Source organism: Candidatus Nitrotoga arctica (assembly GCF_918378365.1).
In the GTDB taxonomy this organism is placed as follows: Bacteria; Pseudomonadota; Gammaproteobacteria; order Burkholderiales; family Gallionellaceae; genus Nitrotoga; species Nitrotoga arctica.
This window is the reverse complement of sequence record NZ_OU912926.1, coordinates 401051-421384: the sequence shown is the minus strand read 5'-3', so window position 1 is coordinate 421384 and position 20334 is coordinate 401051. Positions and strand designations below refer to the sequence as shown.

The window sequence follows — 20334 nt, the reverse complement described above, 5'->3', positions numbered from 1 at the left end:
GAATGCAGTGGCTAGAACAACACTGGTATCGCACCACTCTCCTACACTTCATCCTGTTGCCTGTCAGTTTTATATTCCGCATGCTGGCAGCAACCCGACGTGCGCTTTACCGTAACGGCATTTTAACTAGCGTGAAGCTGCCGGTACCGATCATCGTGGTGGGCAATATTACCGTTGGCGGCAGTGGCAAAACACCGCTTACACTATGGCTGGCGCAACAATTAATCGATAGCGGCTGGCATCCCGGCATCATCAGCCGCGGGTACGGGGGTACCACTATATCTCCGCTGGCCGTGCATGCATCAAGCAGCCCCGATGAGGCCGGCGATGAAGCCGTGCTGATGGCACAACGTAAGCTGTGTCCCGTGTGGATTGGGCGCGACCGCGTTGGCGCAGCTCGCGCATTGCTACAGGCCCATCCTGAATGCGATATCTTGCTTAGCGATGATGGCCTGCAACATTACCGCTTGCAGCGCGATTTCGAAATCGTGGTAGTAGATGGTATACGTCGCTTTGGCAATGGTTTCCTGCTCCCAGCGGGCCCGTTGCGTGAGCCCATATCACGCCTGACGCAGGTGGATGCCGTCGTCATTCACGGGGGCATGGCCGCCCAAAATCAACACAGCATGCAACTCTATGGGGAAAGTTTTTACAACCTACTCAATCCCAATACCTCTGCTCACGCTGCTGATTTTTACGGCCAACGTCTGCACTCCATTGCCGGGATCGGTCACCCACAGCGCTTCTTCTCGCATCTGAACCGTCTGGGATTGAAGGCACAAGCCCATCCTTTCCCCGATCATCATCGCTTCACGCCTGCCGATCTAGACTACACTGATGCAGACGCAATACTCATGACGGAAAAAGATGCGGTAAAATGCACAGCATTCGCCAACGAAAAATGCTGGGTGCTGCGCGTGGATGCGCAGCTGGATTCCTTGCTTACCCAACAAATCCTAGAAAAGGTTACTCCTGATGGACGCAAAACTGCTTGAAATCCTGGTTTGCCCATTGTGCAAATCCCCACTGATTTACCGCAAAACCGAACAGGAATTAATCTGCAAGGCAGATCGTCTGGCATTTCCTATACAGGATGACATTCCAGTAATGCTGGCAGATGAAGCGCGCAAGCTTACTCCGGAAGAAATCGAACGACTTCGATGATAGCCTTTCATGTCGTCATTCCGGCACGTTTCGCCTCCACCCGTCTGCCGGGTAAGGCGTTATTGCCGATTGGCGGCAAACCGATGGTGGTGCGAGTGGCCGAGCAATCTGCTCAGAGCGGCGCGCAGCAAATCTGGATTGCCACCGATCATCAATCCATCATAGCTGCCGTGCATGAATATGGCTTTAAGGCCTGCCTGACCCACGCCCACCACACCAGTGGCACCGACCGTATTGCCGAAGTGGTGGAACAACTTGGATGGCCCGACGACACTATTGTAGTCAACGTACAGGGCGACGAACCCCTCATGCCACCCGCACTGATCAGCGCCGTAGCACAACACCTGCACGATCACCCAGAGTGCGCCATTGCCACCGCCTGCCATCCCATCCATGATGAAGAGGCCATGCGCAATCCCAACATTGTCAAAGTGGTGCTGGATAAACAGAGCAATGCCCTGTATTTCAGTCGCGCGCAGATTCCTTATCCGCGCGATGCGCTCACATCTGGCACATCACAGCCGGAAAATCTTACGGTATTACGCCACATCGGCATTTATGCTTACCGTGCCGGCTTTCTGCGTGCCTTTCGCAAACTTGCACCTGCCGCCATGGAACAAATTGAGGCGCTGGAACAACTACGCGCCCTGTGGCACGGTTACAAGATTGGAGTAACCGTTAGCACAGACGTACCACCCAGCGGAGTTGATACCGAACAAGACCTGCACGCTGCCCGCAAGCTGTTTGACAGCAAGCGTATAATCAACGACCAAATAAACGGAGCACCATCATGAGACTTATACTGCTAGGCGCACCTGGCGCCGGTAAAGGCACCCAAGCCAACCTGATTAAAGAGAAATTCAATATCCCTCAAATATCAACCGGAGATATGTTGCGCGCGGCGGTCAAGGCGGATAGCCCGCTAGGACAAGCAGCCAAAAAAATAATGGATGCAGGTGGGTTGGTATCGGATGACATCATCATCAACCTGGTGAAAGAACGCATTAAAGAAGCAGACTGCGCCAATGGCTTCCTGCTGGACGGTTTTCCACGCACCATTCCGCAAGCTCAAGCAATAAAAGACACCGGCATCGGTATTGATTTTGTGGTGGAAATCGAGGTTCCGGATAGCGACATCATCCAGCGCATGGATGGCCGTCTCGCCCATCCCGCTTCGGGACGTACCTACCATATAATATTCAATCCACCCAAAGTACCCGGTAAGGATGACATCACCGGTGAAGACTTGATACAGCGCCCGGATGACCGCGCAGAAACCGTCAGAAAACGTCTTGAGGTCTACCACGAACAAACAAAACCACTCGTCGAGTACTACTTAAATTGGGAGAAAAGTGGGTCGGCCAAGGGGAAATGCGATGGTACGCGCGCGCCGCACTGCATCAACATTCCCGGCATCGGCAGCGTGGATAGCATACGTGACCGGATATTCAACGCATTGGCAGCACATCAGCCATGATCAGCAAACCCGTCCTCACGCTTGACGATGCCAAAAACATTGCTGCGGCGGCCGAGGCCGAGGCACTGCGCAACACTTGGCGAGTCGTGATCGCCATCGTGGATGACGGTGGCCATCTGCTCTATCTTCAACGCAATCACGGCACCCAGTTTGGCAGCGTGGAAATCGCCATCCAGAAAGCACGTGCAGCGGTTGCCTTTCAACGGCCGACCAAGGTTACCGAAGACGCGGTATTGAGCGGTCGCCTGATTCATCTCGCCCTGCCGGGCGCCCTCCCCTCCGAAGGGGGTGTACCACTCATGCATGACAACCAGATCATCGGCGGACTCGGCATCAGCGGCGTACGTTCGTTTGAGGATGGGCAGATCGCGCAAGCCGGTGTGGCGGCGCTCGGCTGATTCATGCTTTACACCCTGTCAGACCGCACACCGGAACTACGCGGACAACAGCATTTCATCGCGCCCAATGCCAGCGTCATTGGCTCGGTCATTCTCGAAAATAATGTCAGCATCTGGTTCAACGCGGTGATACGTGGCGACAACGAACCCATCCGCATCGGCGAAAACAGCAATATTCAGGATGGCTCCGTGCTGCACACCGACCCCGGCGCACCGCTCACCATAGGCAATAACGTCACTGTCGGTCACTTGGTGATGCTGCACGGCTGTACCATCGGCGATGGCAGCCTGATCGGCATTCACAGTACCATCCTTAATCACGCTGTAATCGGACGTAACTGCCTGATAGGCGCGAACACGCTGATTACCGAAGGCAAAGTAATTCCGGATAATTCGCTGGTGGTAGGTTCGCCCGGCAAGGTGTTGCGTAGCCTGCGGGAAGAAGAAATCGCAGCCCTGCATGCCAATGCTGTGCGCTACGTGGAAAATCTTGGTCGCTATCGGGACTCGTTGGTGAGCATTACCTAAGCCTGCTTCACTGAAAAAACGGCTTCGGCTTCCACTGCTCCTCGTACATTAACGTGCTGCCCATATCCCTGTACGAAAAGGATAAATGGTCTTGTCCCGTTGCCAGATAAAAGAGACAAAACAATTCATGGCTAAACCACAAAAGAAAACGAAGACGAACCCCGGGAAAAAAGCTCTGGAAAGCCGTCGACAAGCTGTGCAAGAACATCGACTTGAAGTTCAGGTAATCTTATGAGCGCTCAAACAAATGGCATTCCTCAGGGTTCGGCCCTCATGGATTTCATAGCGGAGATGGTGTTGGGCTACGCAGATCATGAACTAACTCTAAAGCTAGAAAAACTTGGGATTCAGAATTACCAAATACTTCGTTACAGAGATGATTATCGAATATTTATTAACAATCCTCAGGATGGTGAACAAATTCTTAAAGCAATTACAGAAATATTGATTGGACTTGGGCTTAAATTGAATCCATCAAAAACAACGCTCAGCAATCAAGTCATTCAAGGTTCTATCAAGATCGACAAGCTGCACTGGATAGTGCAAAAGCAATCGGCGAAAAACCTCCAAAAACATTTGTTAATTATTCATGATCATGCCTTTCAATTTCCAAATTCAGGTTCTGTCGTTGTCGCACTTTCTAGCTATTACAAACGCATTGTTGGATTTAAAAAAATCTCGGAATCCCTGATGCCACTGATAAGTATTGTGGTTGACATCGCATATCATAGCCCTCGAACATACCCGATTGTTTCGGCAATACTCAGCAAGCTGATAAGTCTGCTCGATAACGAAGAAATAAAAAATGATGTGATTGGTAAGGTAAAAAAACGTTTTAATCAATTACCCAATATTAGGACATATGCAAATATGGTTGCAGCGTGTTTCTCAACCATTTGCAAAAACATTTTCCTATGATGAGCAGTTATGCAAGCTGGTTGCTGGAGAGCCGCAGGCAATTTGGAATCTAAATTGGATTTCCTCCAATGAACTAAAAGGTTTGCTTGATCCACTCAAAATTATTGATCAGGAAAAAATTGATAATCTGCTGCCTGTTATTCCGCCTCAAGAGGTGGAACTGTTTATGTTAAAAGCTCAGGGACATCACTCTCTATGAGCAGTCCCCCCAATTCGATATCGAAGACTTCATCATCAAGCTACTCGAATACTGGAACTACAGCTATGTTTACACGCTGAATATTGCACCCGATGGGGACACCCAGAGCGCGGGCAACGGTGATGTGTTTCTGGTCAGGCCGTTGGAGCAAACGAATCCATCCACAGTCTGCGTGAAAGCGAGCCTCCAACAAGACGGCGACGAGCGTGGTGATCTGGCATGTCTGATTAATTTTGCTCACCCGGAGAGAACGAGTTTGTGGTGGCCAACCAATTTATGGTGATCGCTGTACTCCATTAGCGGCGAGAAGCTTGCTCGTTGAGCAAATATCAGTTCAGAGCCGCAAGCGAAAATAAGCGGTTTACCGGGTTTTTTTAACAGGCCCAATATTTGATTATCTGGGCCATTAAAAAATGGAGTAAGATCAATTTGGCATTACCGATCAATGGATAGAAAATCAATAACTCATATGGAGTCATTAACCACATGATAAAGAAGAACGCATTTTATGCCCAATCGGGTGGCGTAACCGCAGTAATCAACGCATCGGCTTGCGGTGTGATCGAAACGGCGCGTGCACACAAGGACAAAATCGGCAAAGTCTATGCAGGCCGTAACGGCATCATCGGCGCGCTGACTGAAGACCTGATCGATACGACCAAAGATTCCGCCAAATCCATTGCGTCACTGCGCTACACTCCGTCCGGCGCATTCGGTTCCTGCCGCTTCAAGCTAAAAGGTATTGAAGAAAACAGATTGCAGTACGAGCGGTTGATCGAAGTCTTCAAGGCACACAACATTGGTTATTTCTTTTATAACGGCGGCGGCGATTCCGCTGATACCTGCCTGAAAGTTTCCCAGCTGGCTGAAAAAATGGGTTACCCCATTCAGGCAATCCATGTACCTAAAACGGTGGACAATGATTTGCCCATCACTGACTGTTGCCCTGGTTTTGGCTCGGTCGCCAAATATGTCGCCGTATCGGTTCGCGAAGCCAGTTTCGACGTTGCTTCCATGGCCAAGACCTCAACCAAGGTATTCGTGGTGGAAGTGATGGGCAGACATGCTGGCTGGATAGCCGCTGCCGGTGGTTTGGCCTCGGATGTGAATTGCGAGTTGCCGATCGTCATCCTGTTTCCCGAAATCCCCTTCAATAAAGAAAAATTTCTGGCCAAAGTCGATGCTATGGTAAAGCAGCATGGCTATTGCTCAGTAGTGGTATCAGAAGGCGTGCAAGGTGCAGACGGTAAATTTCTTTCTGACCAGGGGCTACGAGATGCTTTTGGTCACGCCCAGTTAGGTGGCGTAGCGCCGATCATAGCTAACATGGTGAAAGATGCGCTGGGTTACAAATTCCATTGGGCGGTGGCAGATTACCTGCAACGTGCTGCGCGCCATATCGCTTCTAAGACCGACGTCGAACAGGCCTATGCGCTCGGCAAGGCTGCGGTGCAGCTGGCGTTGAAGGGCGAAAATGCGGTCATGCCTACCATTGTTCGGCTCACCGACAAGCCCTACAAGTGGAAAATTGGCGTTGCCCAGCTCAAGAACGTGGCTAATGTAGAAAAAATGATGCCGCGCAACTTTATCACCAAGGATGGCTTCGGCATCACCGACAAGTGCCGTATGTACCTCACTCCGCTGATCAAGGGCGAAGATTACCCACCTTACAAAGACGGCTTGCCACAGTACGTTCGGCTCAAGAATGTGGCGATCCCCAAGAAACTGAGCGATTTTAAGATATAGCTTAAACATCACATAAAACATTTAGTCACCACGTCCAAATGTTTGGAAAGGGCGCAATAACAAGCAATATCTACCACCCCGTTATCCACGCTTTCGCGAGAATAGCGGTTGCTGAAATGGCATCTATCACGAATTACGTAAAGGTCAATAATTTATTTTGGTTCTTTGTGTTTGTGCAATTTGCCGGTTCTAACAGACTGGTTTAACTATAGGGAGAAACTTATGTCTAGTGGTCTGATATTTACACTGTTATGCGCAATGGCAGCGCTCATATATGGAGCGGTTTCTATTAAATGGATTTTGGCTCAATCGACCGGCAACGATCGCATGCGCGAGATCGCTGCTGCCATACAGGAAGGAGCTTCTGCTTACCTGAACCGGCAATACAGCACGATAGGCATTGTCGGCGTAACTCTGTTTCTGGTAATTTTTCTGATACCGGAGTTGGGTTGGAAAACAGCCATAGGCTTCGCCCTCGGTGCGATTCTGTCGGGTCTAACCGGCTATATCGGTATGCACGTGTCGGTGCGCGCCAACGTGCGTACCGCACAAGCTGCACATGCCGGTCTCAACGCAGCTTTGAATGTAGCTTTCAAGGGCGGAGCCATCACCGGCATGTTGGTAGTCGGCTTGGGTCTGCTGGGTGTAGCTGGTTACTACGCCTTTCTCACTATTTCAATGGGCAGTACCCCTATGGAAGCAACACATGCCTTGGTCGGTCTGGCTTTCGGTGGCTCGCTGATTTCTATTTTCGCCCGTCTTGGCGGCGGCATCTTCACCAAAGGTGCTGACGTAGGCGCAGACTTGGTGGGCAAAGTTGAAGTGGGCATCCCTGAAGACGATCCGCGTAATCCTGCAGTAATTGCCGACAACGTCGGCGACAATGTCGGTGACTGTGCGGGCATGGCAGCCGACCTGTTTGAGACTTACGCCGTGACCATCATCGCCACCATGCTTTTGGGTGGTTTGCTGATGGCCAATTCCGGCTCAAACGCGGTGATTTATCCATTGGTGCTGGGCGGGTTCTCGATCATCGCTTCCATTGTGGGCACCTATTTTGTAACAGCCCGAGAGGGTGGCAAGATTATGAACGCACTCTATCGCGGCCTAATAGTATCTGCCGTGTTGGCTCTGATCGCCTTCTATCCCATTACCAAATGGCTAATGGGCGACAACGGCGTTTATTCCGTTAACGCGCTATATGGTTCGGCTCTCATTGGACTGGCGCTGACGGCCGCGCTGGTGTGGATCACCGAATACTACACAGCGACCGAGTTCAGCCCGGTAAGACATATTGCTGAAGCCTCCACGACTGGCCATGGCACCAATGTAATTGCCGGCTTGGGAGTATCGATGAAGTCGACCGCTGCGCCAGTATTGGCGGTGTGCGTGGCTATCTGGAGCGCCTATGAACTGGCCGGCTTGTATGGTATCGCGATCGCCGCGACCTCAATGCTCTCTATGGCGGGGATCATCGTGGCGCTCGATGCCTTTGGCCCGATTACCGATAACGCCGGTGGTATTGCCGAAATGGCCAAGTTGCCGAATAACATACGCAACATCACTGATCCCCTCGACGCAGTAGGTAATACCACCAAGGCCGTGACCAAGGGCTACGCCATCGGCTCCGCCGGCCTCGCGGCACTGGTGCTGTTTGCCGATTACACCCACGCGCTTTCCTCCAATCACCCGGGATTGACTTTCGATTTATCTAATCACATGGTGATCATTGGCCTTTTCATCGGCGGTATGGTGCCCTATTTATTCGCTGCCATGGGCATGGAAGCGGTCGGCCGCGCCGCCAGTTCTGTGGTGGTGGAAGTGCGCCGCCAATTCAAGGAAATTCCCGGCATCATGGAAGGTACCGGCAAGCCTGAATATGGGACCTGTGTTGATATGTTGACCAAAGCCGCTATCAAGGAAATGATCGTACCCTCTCTGCTGCCGGTGGCGGTTCCAGTAATCGTCGGTCTAAGTCTTGGCGCACAAGCTTTGGGCGGCGTGCTCGTTGGCGCCATCGTCACCGGCATCTTCGTGGCAATTTCCATGACCAATGGTGGTGGCGCATGGGATAATGCCAAAAAATATATTGAGGAAGGCAACTTCGGCGGCAAAGGCTCCGAAGCCCACAAGGCAGCGGTAACGGGCGACACCGTTGGCGATCCCTATAAAGATACCGCTGGCCCTGCCATCAATCCATTAATCAAAATCATGAACATTGTGGCGCTAATGATCGTGCCATTGTTATGAACCTGATTTAGTAGCACATCCAGGGGGCTACCACCAAAGCCCCCTTTTTCTCGCCCTTATTTTCTATTCGCTGAATGTTACAATTCGCGTCTTTCAATGCACACAAAAACTCACATCATGAGTTCAAGTTGGGCAAGATTCAGAATGCTTTTTTCGTTGGACTAAACCTATTCAAAATCAAGACCGAGCTTGCCAACTATACAAATGCATCAAAAAGATATTCGTTTTAATCTCAAGGAATAAAAATGACAGCTCGCATCATTGACGGTAAGACCATCGCTCAGGAATTACGCGCTGAGTGGAAGGTACGTGTGGATGCGCTAAAGGCGCGTGGCATTACGCCTGGCTTGGCAGTCATCATCGTAGGGGAAGACCCTGCCTCAAAGGTGTATGTTGGCAACAAAGTAAAAGCCTGTGCCGAAATCGGGCTTTATTCCGAACATATTGCTCTGCCCGCCGACACGCAAGAAACAACATTGCTAGCGAAAATTGCTGAATTAAATGTTAACCCGGCGATCCATGGTCTGTTGATACAACTCCCCTTGCCCAATCACATCGACAGTCATAAGGTACTGGAAGCCATCAGTCCGAACAAGGACGTAGATGGATTTCATCCGATGAATGTCGGTGCATTGGTTACCGGCACCACCTTATTTCCGCCCTGTACACCATCTGGTACAATGAAATTGCTAGAAAAAATGGGCATCGAAATAGAAGGTAAACACGCCGTGGTAGTTGGCCGTAGCAACATCGTCGGCAAACCAATGGCACTTATGCTGCTGCACAACAGTGCAACCGTCACCATTTGTACCTCCAAGACGATGAATCTTGGCAAGTACACAAGGGATGCTGATATTCTGGTGGTCGCTACTGGCAAGCCCCATATGATTACCGGCGATATGATCAAACCCGGTGCCGTCGTGATTGATATCGGCATTAACCGTCTGCCCAACGGCAAGCTAGTAGGTGACGTTGATTTTGAAAGTGCAACAGAAGTGGCCGGCTACATCACCCCTGTGCCCGGCGGCGTCGGCCCAATGACCATTACCATGTTGATGGCAAATACTATAGAAGCAGCAGAACGTGAAGAAAAGCAAGAATAACCGTCATTCCAACAAAAACGGAAATGACCAATCCTAAACCAACTCACAAGGAAAGAAATGACTACAACTACTACCCCATCCGGACTGCAATATGAAGACATTACCGTTGGCAGCGGGGGGACCGCTCAAGGCGGACACACCGTTACCGTACATTACACCGGCTGGCTTACGGATGGCACAAAATTCGATTCCAGCAAAGATAGAAACGACCCCTTCCAATTCACTCTCGGCGCAAGAGAAGTCATAGCTGGCTGGGATGAAGGTGTACAAGGCATGCAGGTCGGTGGCGTGCGCAAACTGACTATTCCGGCATCACTAGGCTATGGCGCGCGTGGTGCAGGGCGCGCCATTCCACCGAATGCAACGTTGGTGTTTGAAGTGGAGTTGCTGGAAGCGTTATACGGGCGTGGATAAATCCATTAAGCGCGAATGTGCTGGTATTTAAATCGGAACTGCCGGGGGTTAAAAATATAGATGCAGCGTGACAACTTTTTCTACCCTCAAGATTAAAGATCACCTGTGTAGGTATGACAATGTTTGCGCTAGAGTGCCTAAGGATATGGGAAATGTTACTAAGGTAGATATTTCTTATAAAGAGCGGTGCGCTGGAAAAGGGTAACCTGATAAAAAATAAAGGCTTTGTCCGGTTACCGTTCTTAACATAACGAAAGGGGAAATCATGAAATTGAAAAAAGTAGCTTGTGCAGTTGCACTGCTGGGAGCAGGAAGCACGTTCATCGTACCCTCAGTAATAGCCGCACCCGGACCAGGTCAATCCGCTTATTACATCGGCGGCAGCGTCGGTCAGTCGAAATACAAAGACATTCCGCAAGGTTTGAGAAATGTCGATGACAAGGATACTGGGTACAAGGTATATGGTGGCTATCAGATCAACCCAAACTGGGGAGTGGAAGCCACCTATTTTGACTTGGGCAAATTTACGGGTAATGACACCGCATTTAATGGCAGTACCGTTGTTCCTGTCAATGCATCTGCCAAAGTTCAAGCCTGGGGGTTGGCAGGTGTTTTTACGGCACCAATCAGTAATGGGTTTTCGGTATTCGGCAAGCTTGGTCTGGCGAGGAATGAACTAAAAACTAATGCTTCCGGTCTTGGTTTTAGAGCTCACCAAAAAGAATCCAGCACTGGCGCCAACTTCGGCTTCGGCGCGACATATGATTTCGTCCCGAATCTCGCCGTTCGTGCAGAATGGGAGCGCTTAAACAAGGTAGGCGATAACGCCACGACTGGGGAAACGGACATGGACTTCCTGTCGGCCGGTATCACATTTAAATTCTGATGTTTTGTATTACCGCGGCACAACCGGACAATTGAATAATTGCCCGGTTTTATTTCGCTCAAAACCTATTGAAAGATTGTCTTTTCGCTACCATCGAAATAGAGATACACAACTGGCCACAGATTATTTCGACTGGACGGGAGTCCAACAGGTTGTAAAGTCAAATTTGGGATCTGTCACGTCGTTCTTACCCGTCTTAATTACTGTTTCATGAATTGTGGCACTATCAGCTTGAGCAGGTGGTCGTCTCTGTCAAATTTCCTCGCCCAGTAATACGCATTACCATAGGGTAAATGCTGAATCGCAGAGGTGTGATCCGAGCTCATTTGCGTTAGAATGCGCGCGCGCCTCGGTAGCTCAGTGGATAGAGCGACCCCCTCCTAAGGGGTAGGTCGGACGTTCGATTCGTCTTCGGGGCACCAATGTTAACAGTGCTTCCAGCGATTCATCTGTTGTAGCTCACAGAACATTAACTTTATGCCACCAGTATGTCATCGCATTTATTAAATACTCGAGTATGAGTTTATAAAATATTGTCAGCGCGGCTCAAACTATCCTCATTAGCCACAAATCATTATTTTTATAAATTAGAGCAACGACCTGAAACCAAAGCAAAAGGGGATATTGTTATGCGATTCATGATGCTGATGATTCCCAAAAGATACGATAGTGCAACGCCAGGCATGATGCCCAATGCCAAAGCCGTAGAGGGATGATGCAGGTGTGCTTGAGGAGGATTCATTAGGAGTTCCTTTAGATACTACGATTTATATCGCTCTCCGACGTGGTTAAACGAAAGAGCACGGAACTGTGCGGGTTAACAGCCTGGGAAAGGAACCGGCCAGGCTTGCGCCTTCCCACACAGCCCGCCCAAAAAAACGTGCACCTGTGACAAACAATAAAAAACCGCTCCTTTCCCCCGAAGGAAAAGAGCGGAAAGGGCTACTATCATGAAGCCGCCTGCTCAATGCTAGTCAGTGGAGATCTGTAGGCGCAAATGACTATTCACGAATCATTTGTGCTAAGTAGCAAGAAACAGGGAGCGGTTGTAGAATAACTAATGGCTTTAACATTATCTGTTCGGTATCAAACAGTACGACATTTTTTATACTTGAATCACCAAGTCATTAAGCTAGGATCAATTGCTGCTATGGTGAGCAAAGCAATAAAGACTCCATAAGCTACTTCTAATAAAGACTTTCTAGCTTTGGTAGTATCATTAAAATCAATTTTTTCGTTAGTGTCTAGATCGAACGTCAGCATAATATGCTCCGAAATTCAGTTTAGCTTGCCCCTTTTATTTGGCGTGAACTTAGAAAAATTCTCGAATTCTATCGCTCTAATTGAGAGCCCTCCGCTTAATGCACGTCAGGGGAGACTTGCAGTTACAAATAATTAAAAGAGGAATTATTTGTACTCAACAGCAATAAGCAGAGAACAATTACAGAATAGTTGAGAGAGTATGGTACGTCTGTTCGGTGGGACACAATAAGCGCTGCTGTTATTGCTCGCTCATACTTGATTTATCTAGCCCCTCTAATGCCTACGCACAATAATGTGCCCTATCGCACAGACTGTGTTCAATACACTGCATTAAGCTTAATGAAGAGTTAGCCAAATGTCTTGGCAAAACTCTTCAGAGCGACATAAGGTTATGTCGATTAAGAAATCTTCCGTAAAACCATAAATGGAGATTCAAATGAAAAAATCTTTTAATTACCTCGCCATTACAACTTGCTTTGTATTAGGCACGTCTTTGGCTCACGCTGACGCTGATTCATCTCAAGGAAATATGCACGATCAAATGTTCAAAGCTATGGATTCAAATTCTGATGAAAAGGTTACCAGAGACGAATTTAATAATTATGGAGCAAAGAAATTTCAACAAATGGATGCGAATGGTGATGGTCAACTCAGCACCGATGAAATGAAGGCTGCGTACAAAAAGATGATGAGCGGAGAGAACAATAAAATGAGTGATAGGGATATGGGTTCCAGGAAGGCCGGCTCTAAGTCCGGTTCCAAAATGGACAGCGCCAATCCCAAGAGCGATACTAAGGCTACCGATAGCTCCGACAACTCATGCTGTTGGACTCCAAACTCCGGCGCTAATAAATCAAGCAATAAAATGGGCGGCTCCCAGGATAAGCGGATGGGCGATACTCGAAACAAGAAGATGGACGATGAGGATGATGACGATGATTAACTGAACTAGTCTCAATCTGATCTGACAATGCACTTGAAAAAGTGAGCGTTATCGAGTTTGATATGGGTGTCGAATCCGTCATCAAACTTAAAGAAAGGTAACGCTCATGTTTCATACTAGCAACCCAATCATTAAACATAAAGCAGGATTACTCAATCTTGCGTCAGAACTTCAAAACGTCTCTAAAGCCTGCAAGATTATGGGCGTGTCGAGAAACACGTTTTATCGCTATCAAGAACTTGTTGAAACCGAAGGTTTAGAAGGACTCATCCATCGCGAGCGCCGTGTACCTAATCTTTAGAACCGTGTTAACGAAGGCACAGAACAAGCTGTCATCGGTTATGCAGTAGACTTCCTGCACATGGTCAGCACAGCACCAGCAATGAATGACGTAAACACAGAGTATTTGTTGCAGGTAGTGGCGTCCGCTCTATTTGGCTACGGCACAAACTTGAGAATTTCAAAGGCCGCTTGAGCACACTGGAAGCCAAAGTTGCGAATGAGGGTATGTACTCAGTGATGCGCAAATTGCCGCACTTGAACGCAAGCATGAGGATGATGTGGCCTGCGGTGAAATTGGAACGGCTCATCCGGGCTACTTGGGTGCGCAAGATACCTTCTACGTAGATAATCTAAAAGGCGTGGCTCGTATATAGCAGCAGACGTTATTGATACCTACAGCAAGGTCGTTCATTAAAAAATTTTATGTCGATGTGGAAACCTTGCAGAAGATCTAGACGAATGGCTCAATTATTACAATAATGAAAGAACTCATCAGGGCACAGGGTTTGTAATGGCAGAATGCCGTTGGAAACCTTACTCAATGAGAAACCGGTTTCATAAAATATGACCAGTATGTAATCACACTTGCTCAATTGCACGAGCTTCAAATAGTTGTAAATATTTCCAGGAGCCTTAAATATGAAACTCATCACACTGCTGCTTGCCGTTACTATCTCAAGCGTTGCAATTGCAGCCCCCGTTATGACCAAGAAAATCAACCCTGACGGCACAGTTACCTATGACCCAGTGGGAGACCCGAAGGCCGGCTCTCCAGAAACAGTACCCCAAAAGTTAAGTAAGGAGATTGATAAACAAGCAAGGGAAGTGGGCGTCCAGGTTATTGACATAACATCAAAACCCGTCATGACAAAGAAAGTTAACTCTGACGGGACGGTTACTTACGACCCAATTGACCCGAAGGCCGATTTCACGGAAACCGTTCCCAAAAAGAAAGGTAAGGAAGTTGATGAAAAGCTAAAAGAGCTTGGTGTGAAGGTTATAGACATAACACCAAAAAAATAATCTTTCAGTCTTGGTCTCGCTCAAAATGCCTCCCCTATGGCCATTGGCCATAACTGATTCCAGCTTGTCTGTCTGTAAGTCCATTTGAATTCCTTTTGAATGAAGGAAAAGATCTACGCGCTGGAAAACAGGCAGTCTAGAAAAATTAATTCTCCCAGAGAATAAACCTGCCCTACCTTCTTGCTTCCTTCCGCACGCGGATATACGCACATCATCATGAATGTGTTTTTGGCGACAAACACCAGAGAGTCGAAATACCCTATCCCCAAGGGACAAAACGCTTCACCCTAACACACGAGTGGCACCTTCGGTGATTGTCCAGCTATTGATCCGGCACGAATTATTCATGAAGCCGCGTAGGCGACTTTTGGGTCGCGGAAATAACGGCGCACGCGTTCGGGGTTTTGCTCAAGCATGGTCATGTGATCAGTCGCAGCAGCTCTGAGTTTTGCCTTGGTGCGCACTGGCACCTTTGAAGTGATGACGTGCTTGAGATCTGCATTCAGTCTTTCTTCGGGGTTGAGTTCAGGGCTGTAGCTGGGCAAGTAGAACAACTCGATTTTCTGTGCGTTCTCGGCAGCCCAAGCCTTTACAGGTTTGCTGTGATGAACTCTCAAGTTGTCCAGTATCAGAAACACCTTGCGGTCTGTATCCTTGATGAGCGCCTCCAGAAATTCAATGAGCTTGTCGGAGTTAAATGCCTCATCAATAATCATCCAGCGCGTTTTACCCTGATTGGTTACCGTCGCAATCATCGATAGCTTGTGGCGCGTGCCGCCTACTGCGAACGTCACAGGTGTCTTGCCCACCGGCGCATAGCTCCTGCCTCTGACATCCGTGTTGACTAGCGCCGTCTCGTCGCCCCAGTGAATTTCCGCACCTTCGGCTTTTGCTCTGGTTTCAATGGCCGGATACTGTTCAACAAGCCAAGCCTGGACGGCTTCAGGCCGCTGCTCGTATGCTTTTTTAATGGGTTTTTGTGGTGTAAAACCCCAACGTGCCAAGTGGTTGCCTACTGCCCGAATAGACAGCTTGATACTGTGCGCCAGCTCAATGTGCTGGCGCACAGCGGGCCTGCTCCATAGCGCAAAATCCATCTTGAGTTGTTCGGGGCGTCTGTCGCAGATGGTTTGTTGAATCGCCAGCTCTTGGCTAACCGTCAAGCTACGTCCACTGCCAGGTTTTTTACCCCGAACGCCGGGCTTGAGTGCCCCCGAACCTTCAGCCTTATACAACCGCAGCGCCGTATTGACTGCCGTCCAGCTCAGTCCCGTTTGCACCACGATCTCCATCACCGCCACACCTTTGCGGTGCATACGAATAACTTGCTTGCGTCGTTCATGCAGTACTTCTCGCGACTGCTTGCGGGCATCTTCTTTTTCCATACTCCATAGACATCGGAAACCAATAAAAATTCATTTATAAATCGTGCCGGGTCTATAGTTGTCGCCTGAATGTTTTTGTTCATGCTGCCATTTGGTGCTCTGATTCTCCCTTCTTATGTTCATCTTTAATGTGCTGATATCTGGAACGTCATTTATGCTGGTGCTAGCCACTGGGCTGTAGGAGAGCGAGCTTATTCGGCCTGTAATTTTAATTAAATGGTAGAACGCCCTTTAATCAAAAATAAGCAATTTGCTTATTCGCTTTTTTTGGGGGACGCCCTATTATTGTGGCCTTGCTGGAATAGTAATTTCCACGTGAAGACGATAGTTTGACATGAGCAGCTCGTAAGGCCGTTATTCGAGGATGCATCAGAATGGTATAAATATTGACTAAGAATTCAGCTTTTTATTAATATTAAGGAGATCACTATGAAAGAGAATCTAAAAATTTGTCACGACAGAATTCTGCCGCTCGATCTTGTCCGCCCACAGCAGACTATCAGGCTCGGCAATGGAAAAGTGAAGGCGGTCTTCCTTTTTAGAAAGATGTGGGTCAATGGATCGACACTACGCGTACGATTCATGGGCGGGACCGAGGCTCAGCAAGCAACCGCCAAAGAACAAGCGCTTTGGTGGCTACCGCATGCAAATCTGAAATTCGAGTTTAACAACGCACCTGACGCAGAGATTCGCATTGCCTTTGATTCTTCGGATGGAGCGTGGTCCTATATCGGTACAGATTGTCAATCAATCCCGCGCGATCAGCCCACGATGAACCTTGGATTTCTCGATGGTGGCACTGCCGCCCATGAGTTTGGCCATGCAATTGGTCTTGCACACGAGCATCAAAATCCGTTGGGGGGAATTGAGTGGAACGAGGAAGTCGTTATCAGCGACTTAGGTAAACCGCCGAATAGCTGGACCCCGGATCAAGTCCGGCAAAATGTTTTGGAAAAATATGCGGTTGATCAGATCAAAGGGACGGAATTCGATCCCGCTTCGATCATGCTTTACTTCTTTCCCGACACTTGGGTCAAAAACGGCCATGGCACCAAAGAGAATAACGTGTTGTCAGCGCTGGACCAGGCCTTCATTGCCAGCGAACAAGCCTATCCGCACATTGCGGTTCAAGCGATCGAGTTGAGCGTCAATGCAGCACCTGTATCGACCTCGATCGGCCTGCCTGGTGAAGAAGACCTGTTCAAATTCACCGTAAAAAAGAGTGGTCGCCATATCATCCAAACGGGCGGCCAGACCGATGTGGTGATGAAGTTATTCGGCCCCAACAGTCAGACGAGTCTTATTACCGAAGACGACGATGGTGGCATTGGGCTAAACTCAAGAATCGCAGCTCAACTCATCCCGGGACAATATTTTGCCCAAGTTCGACATTATAATAAGGCTCAAGGTACTGGCTCGTACAGCATCAGAGTGAACCAAAACTAACGAATCGGTCCACTTTCCCCGCCTGTGCCCGACAGATTACCGTCGGGCATCATTAATAACTCCTGGTCCCTGTGCAACGTTGCTTTGCAAAATATTCAATGTCTATGACTGACCAGTTCCCCTATTATCGCCCGCCCAACGGCAGGGTCAGCGCTGGCCCTAGCCCTGTTTTGCCATTTGTTTCCAATCGCGCCAATTGCATCAGCAACGAAAAAGTAGCCATAGTGTCCTGATCAGCTTTGTCTATATAGAACCAGTAGTCCAGATATTTGACCGCCACATGCGCGGTTGGTGGCCTGTCTCCAATGACCGAGTATACGTGGAAGAGATTACTCGTGATTTTTCGCCAATCGAACGGCTGGCCCGTTTCGTCGGTAGTTGCCTGAACAAATCCCCGTCCCACATGTTCCACAGGAACATCAAGCCCTTTGGAAACGAAATACAACACCTGAAGCAACGAGCGCGTCTCCAAGTCCATAACGTCTACGCCATCCGGCGGATGATTTATCTTGAACGGGTCCAGGTTCTCGATCTTGAGATCATATTTCGGCAGTCCAGGCCGGAGGCCGAAAACCTGGGCGAGTTCGCGCATTTCTGCTGAGGCCAATGCTTCCGGATGAACCTTCATCACCGGTTGCCGGCTTTTCTTGACTAATACCAATGCGCTATTGTGATCAGGACGAAATTCATAACCTTCCTTGGCTGCATCCAGCAAGTCGTGAGCCGTTAGGCCTGCGGCCACAGTCCCTTGTTGCGCCTCCTCTCGCTCTTCCGTGCCGAACACGATGTGGCCTCGATCCTGCAGCGCTTGCAGCGCATCGATTCCGCGCAAAAATTCGGCATAGTCTGGCACGCTCTTCAATGTCGGGCCGCTACCGTTCTGGGCGTTGGAAACCCAATTAAGATTCTCCAGCCATAGACGAAATACCGTTGATATCGGCCACGTTGTTTTTGTGAGGTAAAGCACACCATCAAGTGTCATCGGTGTAAAAAGCTTGCGCGTGAATTCCTGGTCGTCAAGCGGGGTCAGCGTAATGGTAGGGCGGTCAGTAGTAGATATTTGCGCTTGCGGCAGCAGTGCGGAAAAGTGCTGCGCCGGATCACCGCCGTTCACGCCGAAAAAGGGAGTCAGCGAAAAACTTTTCTGTATCTCAAATTGCGTCGCAATCGCCGATACTGCCAAGCTGCTCGGCGTATCGTTGTAGCGCAGCCGTACAATATTGAGCAGTAACTGGGCCTCGGTGGTGCTCTTGATCGCCTCATTGTATGTGAGTCGATCAGTCTCGAGGCTACGTGGACCCGTGACACATCCAGCTGTTGACAAACAAACGATTCCTATCGCCAGACACGACAGAAATCGTTTGCATCCATATGATTTGTTGATTTTTTTCATAAGTATATTCACTGGCGGTCTCCCTCCCATTTTTATTGGCTCTATGTGAAAGAGAGTGGGCAATCAACTTTCAACCTCCCGCACCAGTTGCATAACGTTTGGGTGGCATTTCTCAGGCGTTAGCACGAGCCCACGACACAATGCCGGCCACATCCATGGCACCTGCCTGTCTTGCCACCTCACGCCCATTTTTAAATATGGCCAAGGTGGGAATGCTGCGGATGTTATAGCGCGCGCCCAGTTCCTGTGCTTCTTCTGTATTTAGTTTAGCTAAACGTATTCCCGGCTCGAGTTTCTCTGCTGCCTGTATAAAGGCGGGTGCCATCATGCGGCAGGGACCACACCATGGTGCCCAGAAATCCACTAAAACCGGGATATCATTACGCGTGATGTGTTTCTCGAAGTTGCTGCTGCCCAGCTCAATCGGATGCGCGTTAAATAGAGCTTGTTTACATTTGCCGCAGTTCGGCTGGCTGGTTAACTTTCCAGCGGGAATGCGGTTTACCGCATCGCAACTCGGACAGACGATATTAATGGAATCGCTCATGATTGTTACCTCAGTTGTGAATGCTCCCTACATGGGGAATGATAGTTTAAATTTCAAACCGCATCGATAAATCTACAGCCTGTATATCTTTGGTCAGGCCACCAATGGAGATGCGTTCTACGCCGGTCTCGGCGATAGCGCGTACTTTATCAAGAGTAATGCCGCCGGAGGCTTCAAGTTCGGCGCGTCCGGCAGTGAGTTTGACAGCAACACGCATACTATCGAGATCGAAATTGTCGAGCAAAATTAGCTTGGCACCAGCATCTAGCACTTCACGCAGCTGTTCCAGATTTTCTACTTCAATTTGGATGCTTATACCCTCAGGAGCAAGACGAAAAGCCTGTTCCAGCGCAGGATGGATGCCGCCCGCAGCCAGAATGTGATTCTCCTTAATCAGCATGCCATCAAATAAACCAATCCGCTGGTTATGCCCGCCGCCCGTTTTCACCGCATATTTCTGTGCAATACGCAGGCCCGGCAGCGTCTTGCGTGTATCCAGAATTTTCGCATGCGTGCCGCGTACCGCCTCGACATAGTGCCGCGTCTGCGTGGCGGTAGCGGAAAGTGTTTGCAAAAAATTCAGAGCACACCGTTCGGCAGTCAGCATCGCACGTGCATCACCGCGTATCTCGCACAGCGTTTGCTTGGCTGCTATGACATCGCCATCCTGCGCAAGCCAATGAATGATGCAATCTTTATCCATCGCTTTAAAACATGCATCAAACCAAGCTGCGCCGCATAACACTGCATCTTGGCGCGTAATAACAGTGGCGTGTGCTTGTGTATGTAATGGAATGAGTTGCGCGGTGAGATCACCGTCGCGCAGGTCTTCATCGAGAGCGGTAGTTACGTTGGCATAAATATGGATAGCAAGGTCATGTTGGTTGATCATTTTAGGTTAGACGTAGACGCCTGTAGTTTGCTCATTATCAAATTATAAATTTTCATAATACTGTCAGCACATTGACT

General features: G+C 49.1%; 21 protein-coding genes, 1 tRNA gene and 1 pseudogene. 18 read left to right on the top strand and 5 right to left on the bottom strand.

Annotated features, from left to right (window positions below):
• Positions 1 to 2 precede the first annotated feature (2 nt).
• The 14 genes from lpxK to MKZ32_RS01930 all read left to right on the top strand — a co-directional run bounded on the left by lpxK (position 3) and on the right by MKZ32_RS01930 (position 11505).
• Positions 3 to 995: a tetraacyldisaccharide 4'-kinase gene (lpxK, locus tag MKZ32_RS01995; protein WP_239795739.1), complete on the top strand. Its 993-nt coding sequence runs from the start codon at positions 3 to 5 to the stop codon at positions 993 to 995.
• Positions 976 to 1164 carry a Trm112 family protein gene (locus MKZ32_RS01990; RefSeq protein WP_239291015.1) on the top strand — a complete coding sequence of 63 codons (189 nt, stop codon included), beginning with the start codon at positions 976 to 978 and terminating at the stop codon, positions 1162 to 1164. Before lpxK ends, MKZ32_RS01990 begins: the two co-directional genes overlap by 20 nt.
• Positions 1161 to 1958: a 3-deoxy-manno-octulosonate cytidylyltransferase gene (gene kdsB / locus MKZ32_RS01985; protein ID WP_239795738.1), complete on the top strand. Its 798-nt coding sequence runs from the start codon at positions 1161 to 1163 to the stop codon at positions 1956 to 1958. The genes MKZ32_RS01990 and kdsB overlap by 4 nt, the downstream gene beginning before the upstream one ends.
• Positions 1955 to 2641: an adenylate kinase gene (gene adk, locus MKZ32_RS01980; RefSeq protein WP_239795737.1), complete on the top strand. Its 687-nt coding sequence runs from the start codon at positions 1955 to 1957 to the stop codon at positions 2639 to 2641. Before kdsB ends, adk begins: the two co-directional genes overlap by 4 nt.
• Positions 2638 to 3039: a GlcG/HbpS family heme-binding protein gene (locus MKZ32_RS01975; protein WP_239795736.1), complete on the top strand. Its 402-nt coding sequence runs from the start codon at positions 2638 to 2640 to the stop codon at positions 3037 to 3039. The genes adk and MKZ32_RS01975 overlap by 4 nt, the downstream gene beginning before the upstream one ends.
• Positions 3040 to 3042: 3 nt before the next feature.
• Positions 3043 to 3567 carry a gamma carbonic anhydrase family protein gene (locus MKZ32_RS01970; protein WP_239795735.1) on the top strand — a complete coding sequence of 175 codons (525 nt, stop codon included), beginning with the start codon at positions 3043 to 3045 and terminating at the stop codon, positions 3565 to 3567.
• 231 nt (positions 3568 to 3798) lie between these two features.
• Entirely contained in the window at positions 3799 to 4485 is a 687-nt protein-coding gene (locus MKZ32_RS01965; RefSeq protein ID WP_239795734.1) for an RNA-directed DNA polymerase, read from the top strand.
• The gene (locus tag MKZ32_RS01960; RefSeq protein WP_239795733.1) at positions 4442 to 4684 is read left to right on the top strand and encodes a hypothetical protein; all 243 of its coding nucleotides are present in this window, start codon (positions 4442 to 4444) and stop codon (positions 4682 to 4684) included. The genes MKZ32_RS01965 and MKZ32_RS01960 overlap by 44 nt, the downstream gene beginning before the upstream one ends.
• A 486-nt stretch (positions 4685 to 5170) precedes the next feature.
• The gene (locus tag MKZ32_RS01955) at positions 5171 to 6430 is read left to right on the top strand and encodes a 6-phosphofructokinase (RefSeq protein ID WP_239795732.1); all 1260 of its coding nucleotides are present in this window, start codon (positions 5171 to 5173) and stop codon (positions 6428 to 6430) included.
• A 222-nt stretch (positions 6431 to 6652) separates the two neighbouring features.
• Positions 6653 to 8680, top strand: coding sequence for a sodium-translocating pyrophosphatase (locus MKZ32_RS01950; protein WP_239795731.1), 2028 nt, complete (start codon positions 6653 to 6655; stop codon positions 8678 to 8680).
• Positions 8681 to 8925: 245 nt separating this feature from the next.
• Positions 8926 to 9783, top strand: a complete 858-nt coding sequence (gene folD / locus MKZ32_RS01945) for a bifunctional methylenetetrahydrofolate dehydrogenase/methenyltetrahydrofolate cyclohydrolase FolD (RefSeq protein WP_239795730.1) — start codon at positions 8926 to 8928, stop codon at positions 9781 to 9783.
• A gap of 57 nt (positions 9784 to 9840) precedes the next feature.
• On the top strand, positions 9841 to 10197 hold the full coding sequence (locus MKZ32_RS01940) for an FKBP-type peptidyl-prolyl cis-trans isomerase (protein WP_239795729.1): 357 nt from the start codon (positions 9841 to 9843) through the stop codon (positions 10195 to 10197).
• Between the two features lie 265 nt (positions 10198 to 10462).
• Positions 10463 to 11083: an outer membrane beta-barrel protein gene (locus MKZ32_RS01935; RefSeq protein WP_239795728.1), complete on the top strand. Its 621-nt coding sequence runs from the start codon at positions 10463 to 10465 to the stop codon at positions 11081 to 11083.
• A 346-nt stretch (positions 11084 to 11429) separates the two neighbouring features.
• Positions 11430 to 11505, top strand: a tRNA-Arg gene (locus tag MKZ32_RS01930).
• Between the two features lie 694 nt (positions 11506 to 12199).
• Here MKZ32_RS01930 and MKZ32_RS01925 read toward each other — a convergent pair.
• Complete coding sequence (locus tag MKZ32_RS01925; protein ID WP_239795727.1) at positions 12200 to 12346, bottom strand: hypothetical protein; 147 nt, start codon at positions 12344 to 12346, stop codon at positions 12200 to 12202.
• A 436-nt stretch (positions 12347 to 12782) separates the two neighbouring features.
• On the opposite strand from MKZ32_RS01925, the gene MKZ32_RS01920 reads away from it, so the two are divergent.
• The 3 genes and pseudogenes from MKZ32_RS01920 (at position 12783) to MKZ32_RS01910 (ending at position 14594) form a co-directional block, all read left to right on the top strand.
• Entirely contained in the window at positions 12783 to 13289 is a 507-nt protein-coding gene (locus tag MKZ32_RS01920; RefSeq protein ID WP_239795726.1) for an EF-hand domain-containing protein, read from the top strand.
• A gap of 106 nt (positions 13290 to 13395) precedes the next feature.
• Positions 13396 to 14132: pseudogene (locus tag MKZ32_RS01915) on the top strand (helix-turn-helix domain-containing protein).
• A gap of 78 nt (positions 14133 to 14210) precedes the next feature.
• A complete protein-coding gene (locus MKZ32_RS01910) occupies positions 14211 to 14594 on the top strand; it encodes a hypothetical protein (RefSeq protein WP_239795725.1) in 384 nt (127 codons plus the stop codon).
• Positions 14595 to 14938: 344 nt separating this feature from the next.
• Here MKZ32_RS01910 and MKZ32_RS01905 read toward each other — a convergent pair whose 3' ends face one another.
• Positions 14939 to 15979 carry an IS630 family transposase gene (locus MKZ32_RS01905; protein ID WP_239795724.1) on the bottom strand — a complete coding sequence of 347 codons (1041 nt, stop codon included), beginning with the start codon at positions 15977 to 15979 and terminating at the stop codon, positions 14939 to 14941.
• A gap of 429 nt (positions 15980 to 16408) precedes the next feature.
• On the opposite strand from MKZ32_RS01905, the gene MKZ32_RS01900 reads away from it, so the two are divergent.
• The gene (locus tag MKZ32_RS01900; protein WP_239795723.1) at positions 16409 to 17425 is read left to right on the top strand and encodes a M12 family metallopeptidase; all 1017 of its coding nucleotides are present in this window, start codon (positions 16409 to 16411) and stop codon (positions 17423 to 17425) included.
• A gap of 124 nt (positions 17426 to 17549) precedes the next feature.
• Here MKZ32_RS01900 and MKZ32_RS01895 read toward each other — a convergent pair whose 3' ends face one another.
• From MKZ32_RS01895 to nadC, 3 genes are all read right to left on the bottom strand, one after another.
• The gene (locus MKZ32_RS01895; RefSeq protein WP_239795722.1) at positions 17550 to 18749 is read right to left on the bottom strand and encodes a hypothetical protein; all 1200 of its coding nucleotides are present in this window, start codon (positions 18747 to 18749) and stop codon (positions 17550 to 17552) included.
• A gap of 181 nt (positions 18750 to 18930) precedes the next feature.
• A complete protein-coding gene (gene trxC / locus MKZ32_RS01890; RefSeq protein WP_239795721.1) occupies positions 18931 to 19365 on the bottom strand; it encodes a thioredoxin TrxC in 435 nt (144 codons plus the stop codon).
• Positions 19366 to 19411: 46 nt separating this feature from the next.
• Positions 19412 to 20257: a carboxylating nicotinate-nucleotide diphosphorylase gene (nadC, locus tag MKZ32_RS01885; protein ID WP_239795720.1), complete on the bottom strand. Its 846-nt coding sequence runs from the start codon at positions 20255 to 20257 to the stop codon at positions 19412 to 19414.
• Between the last annotated feature and the right edge of the window lie 77 nt (positions 20258 to 20334).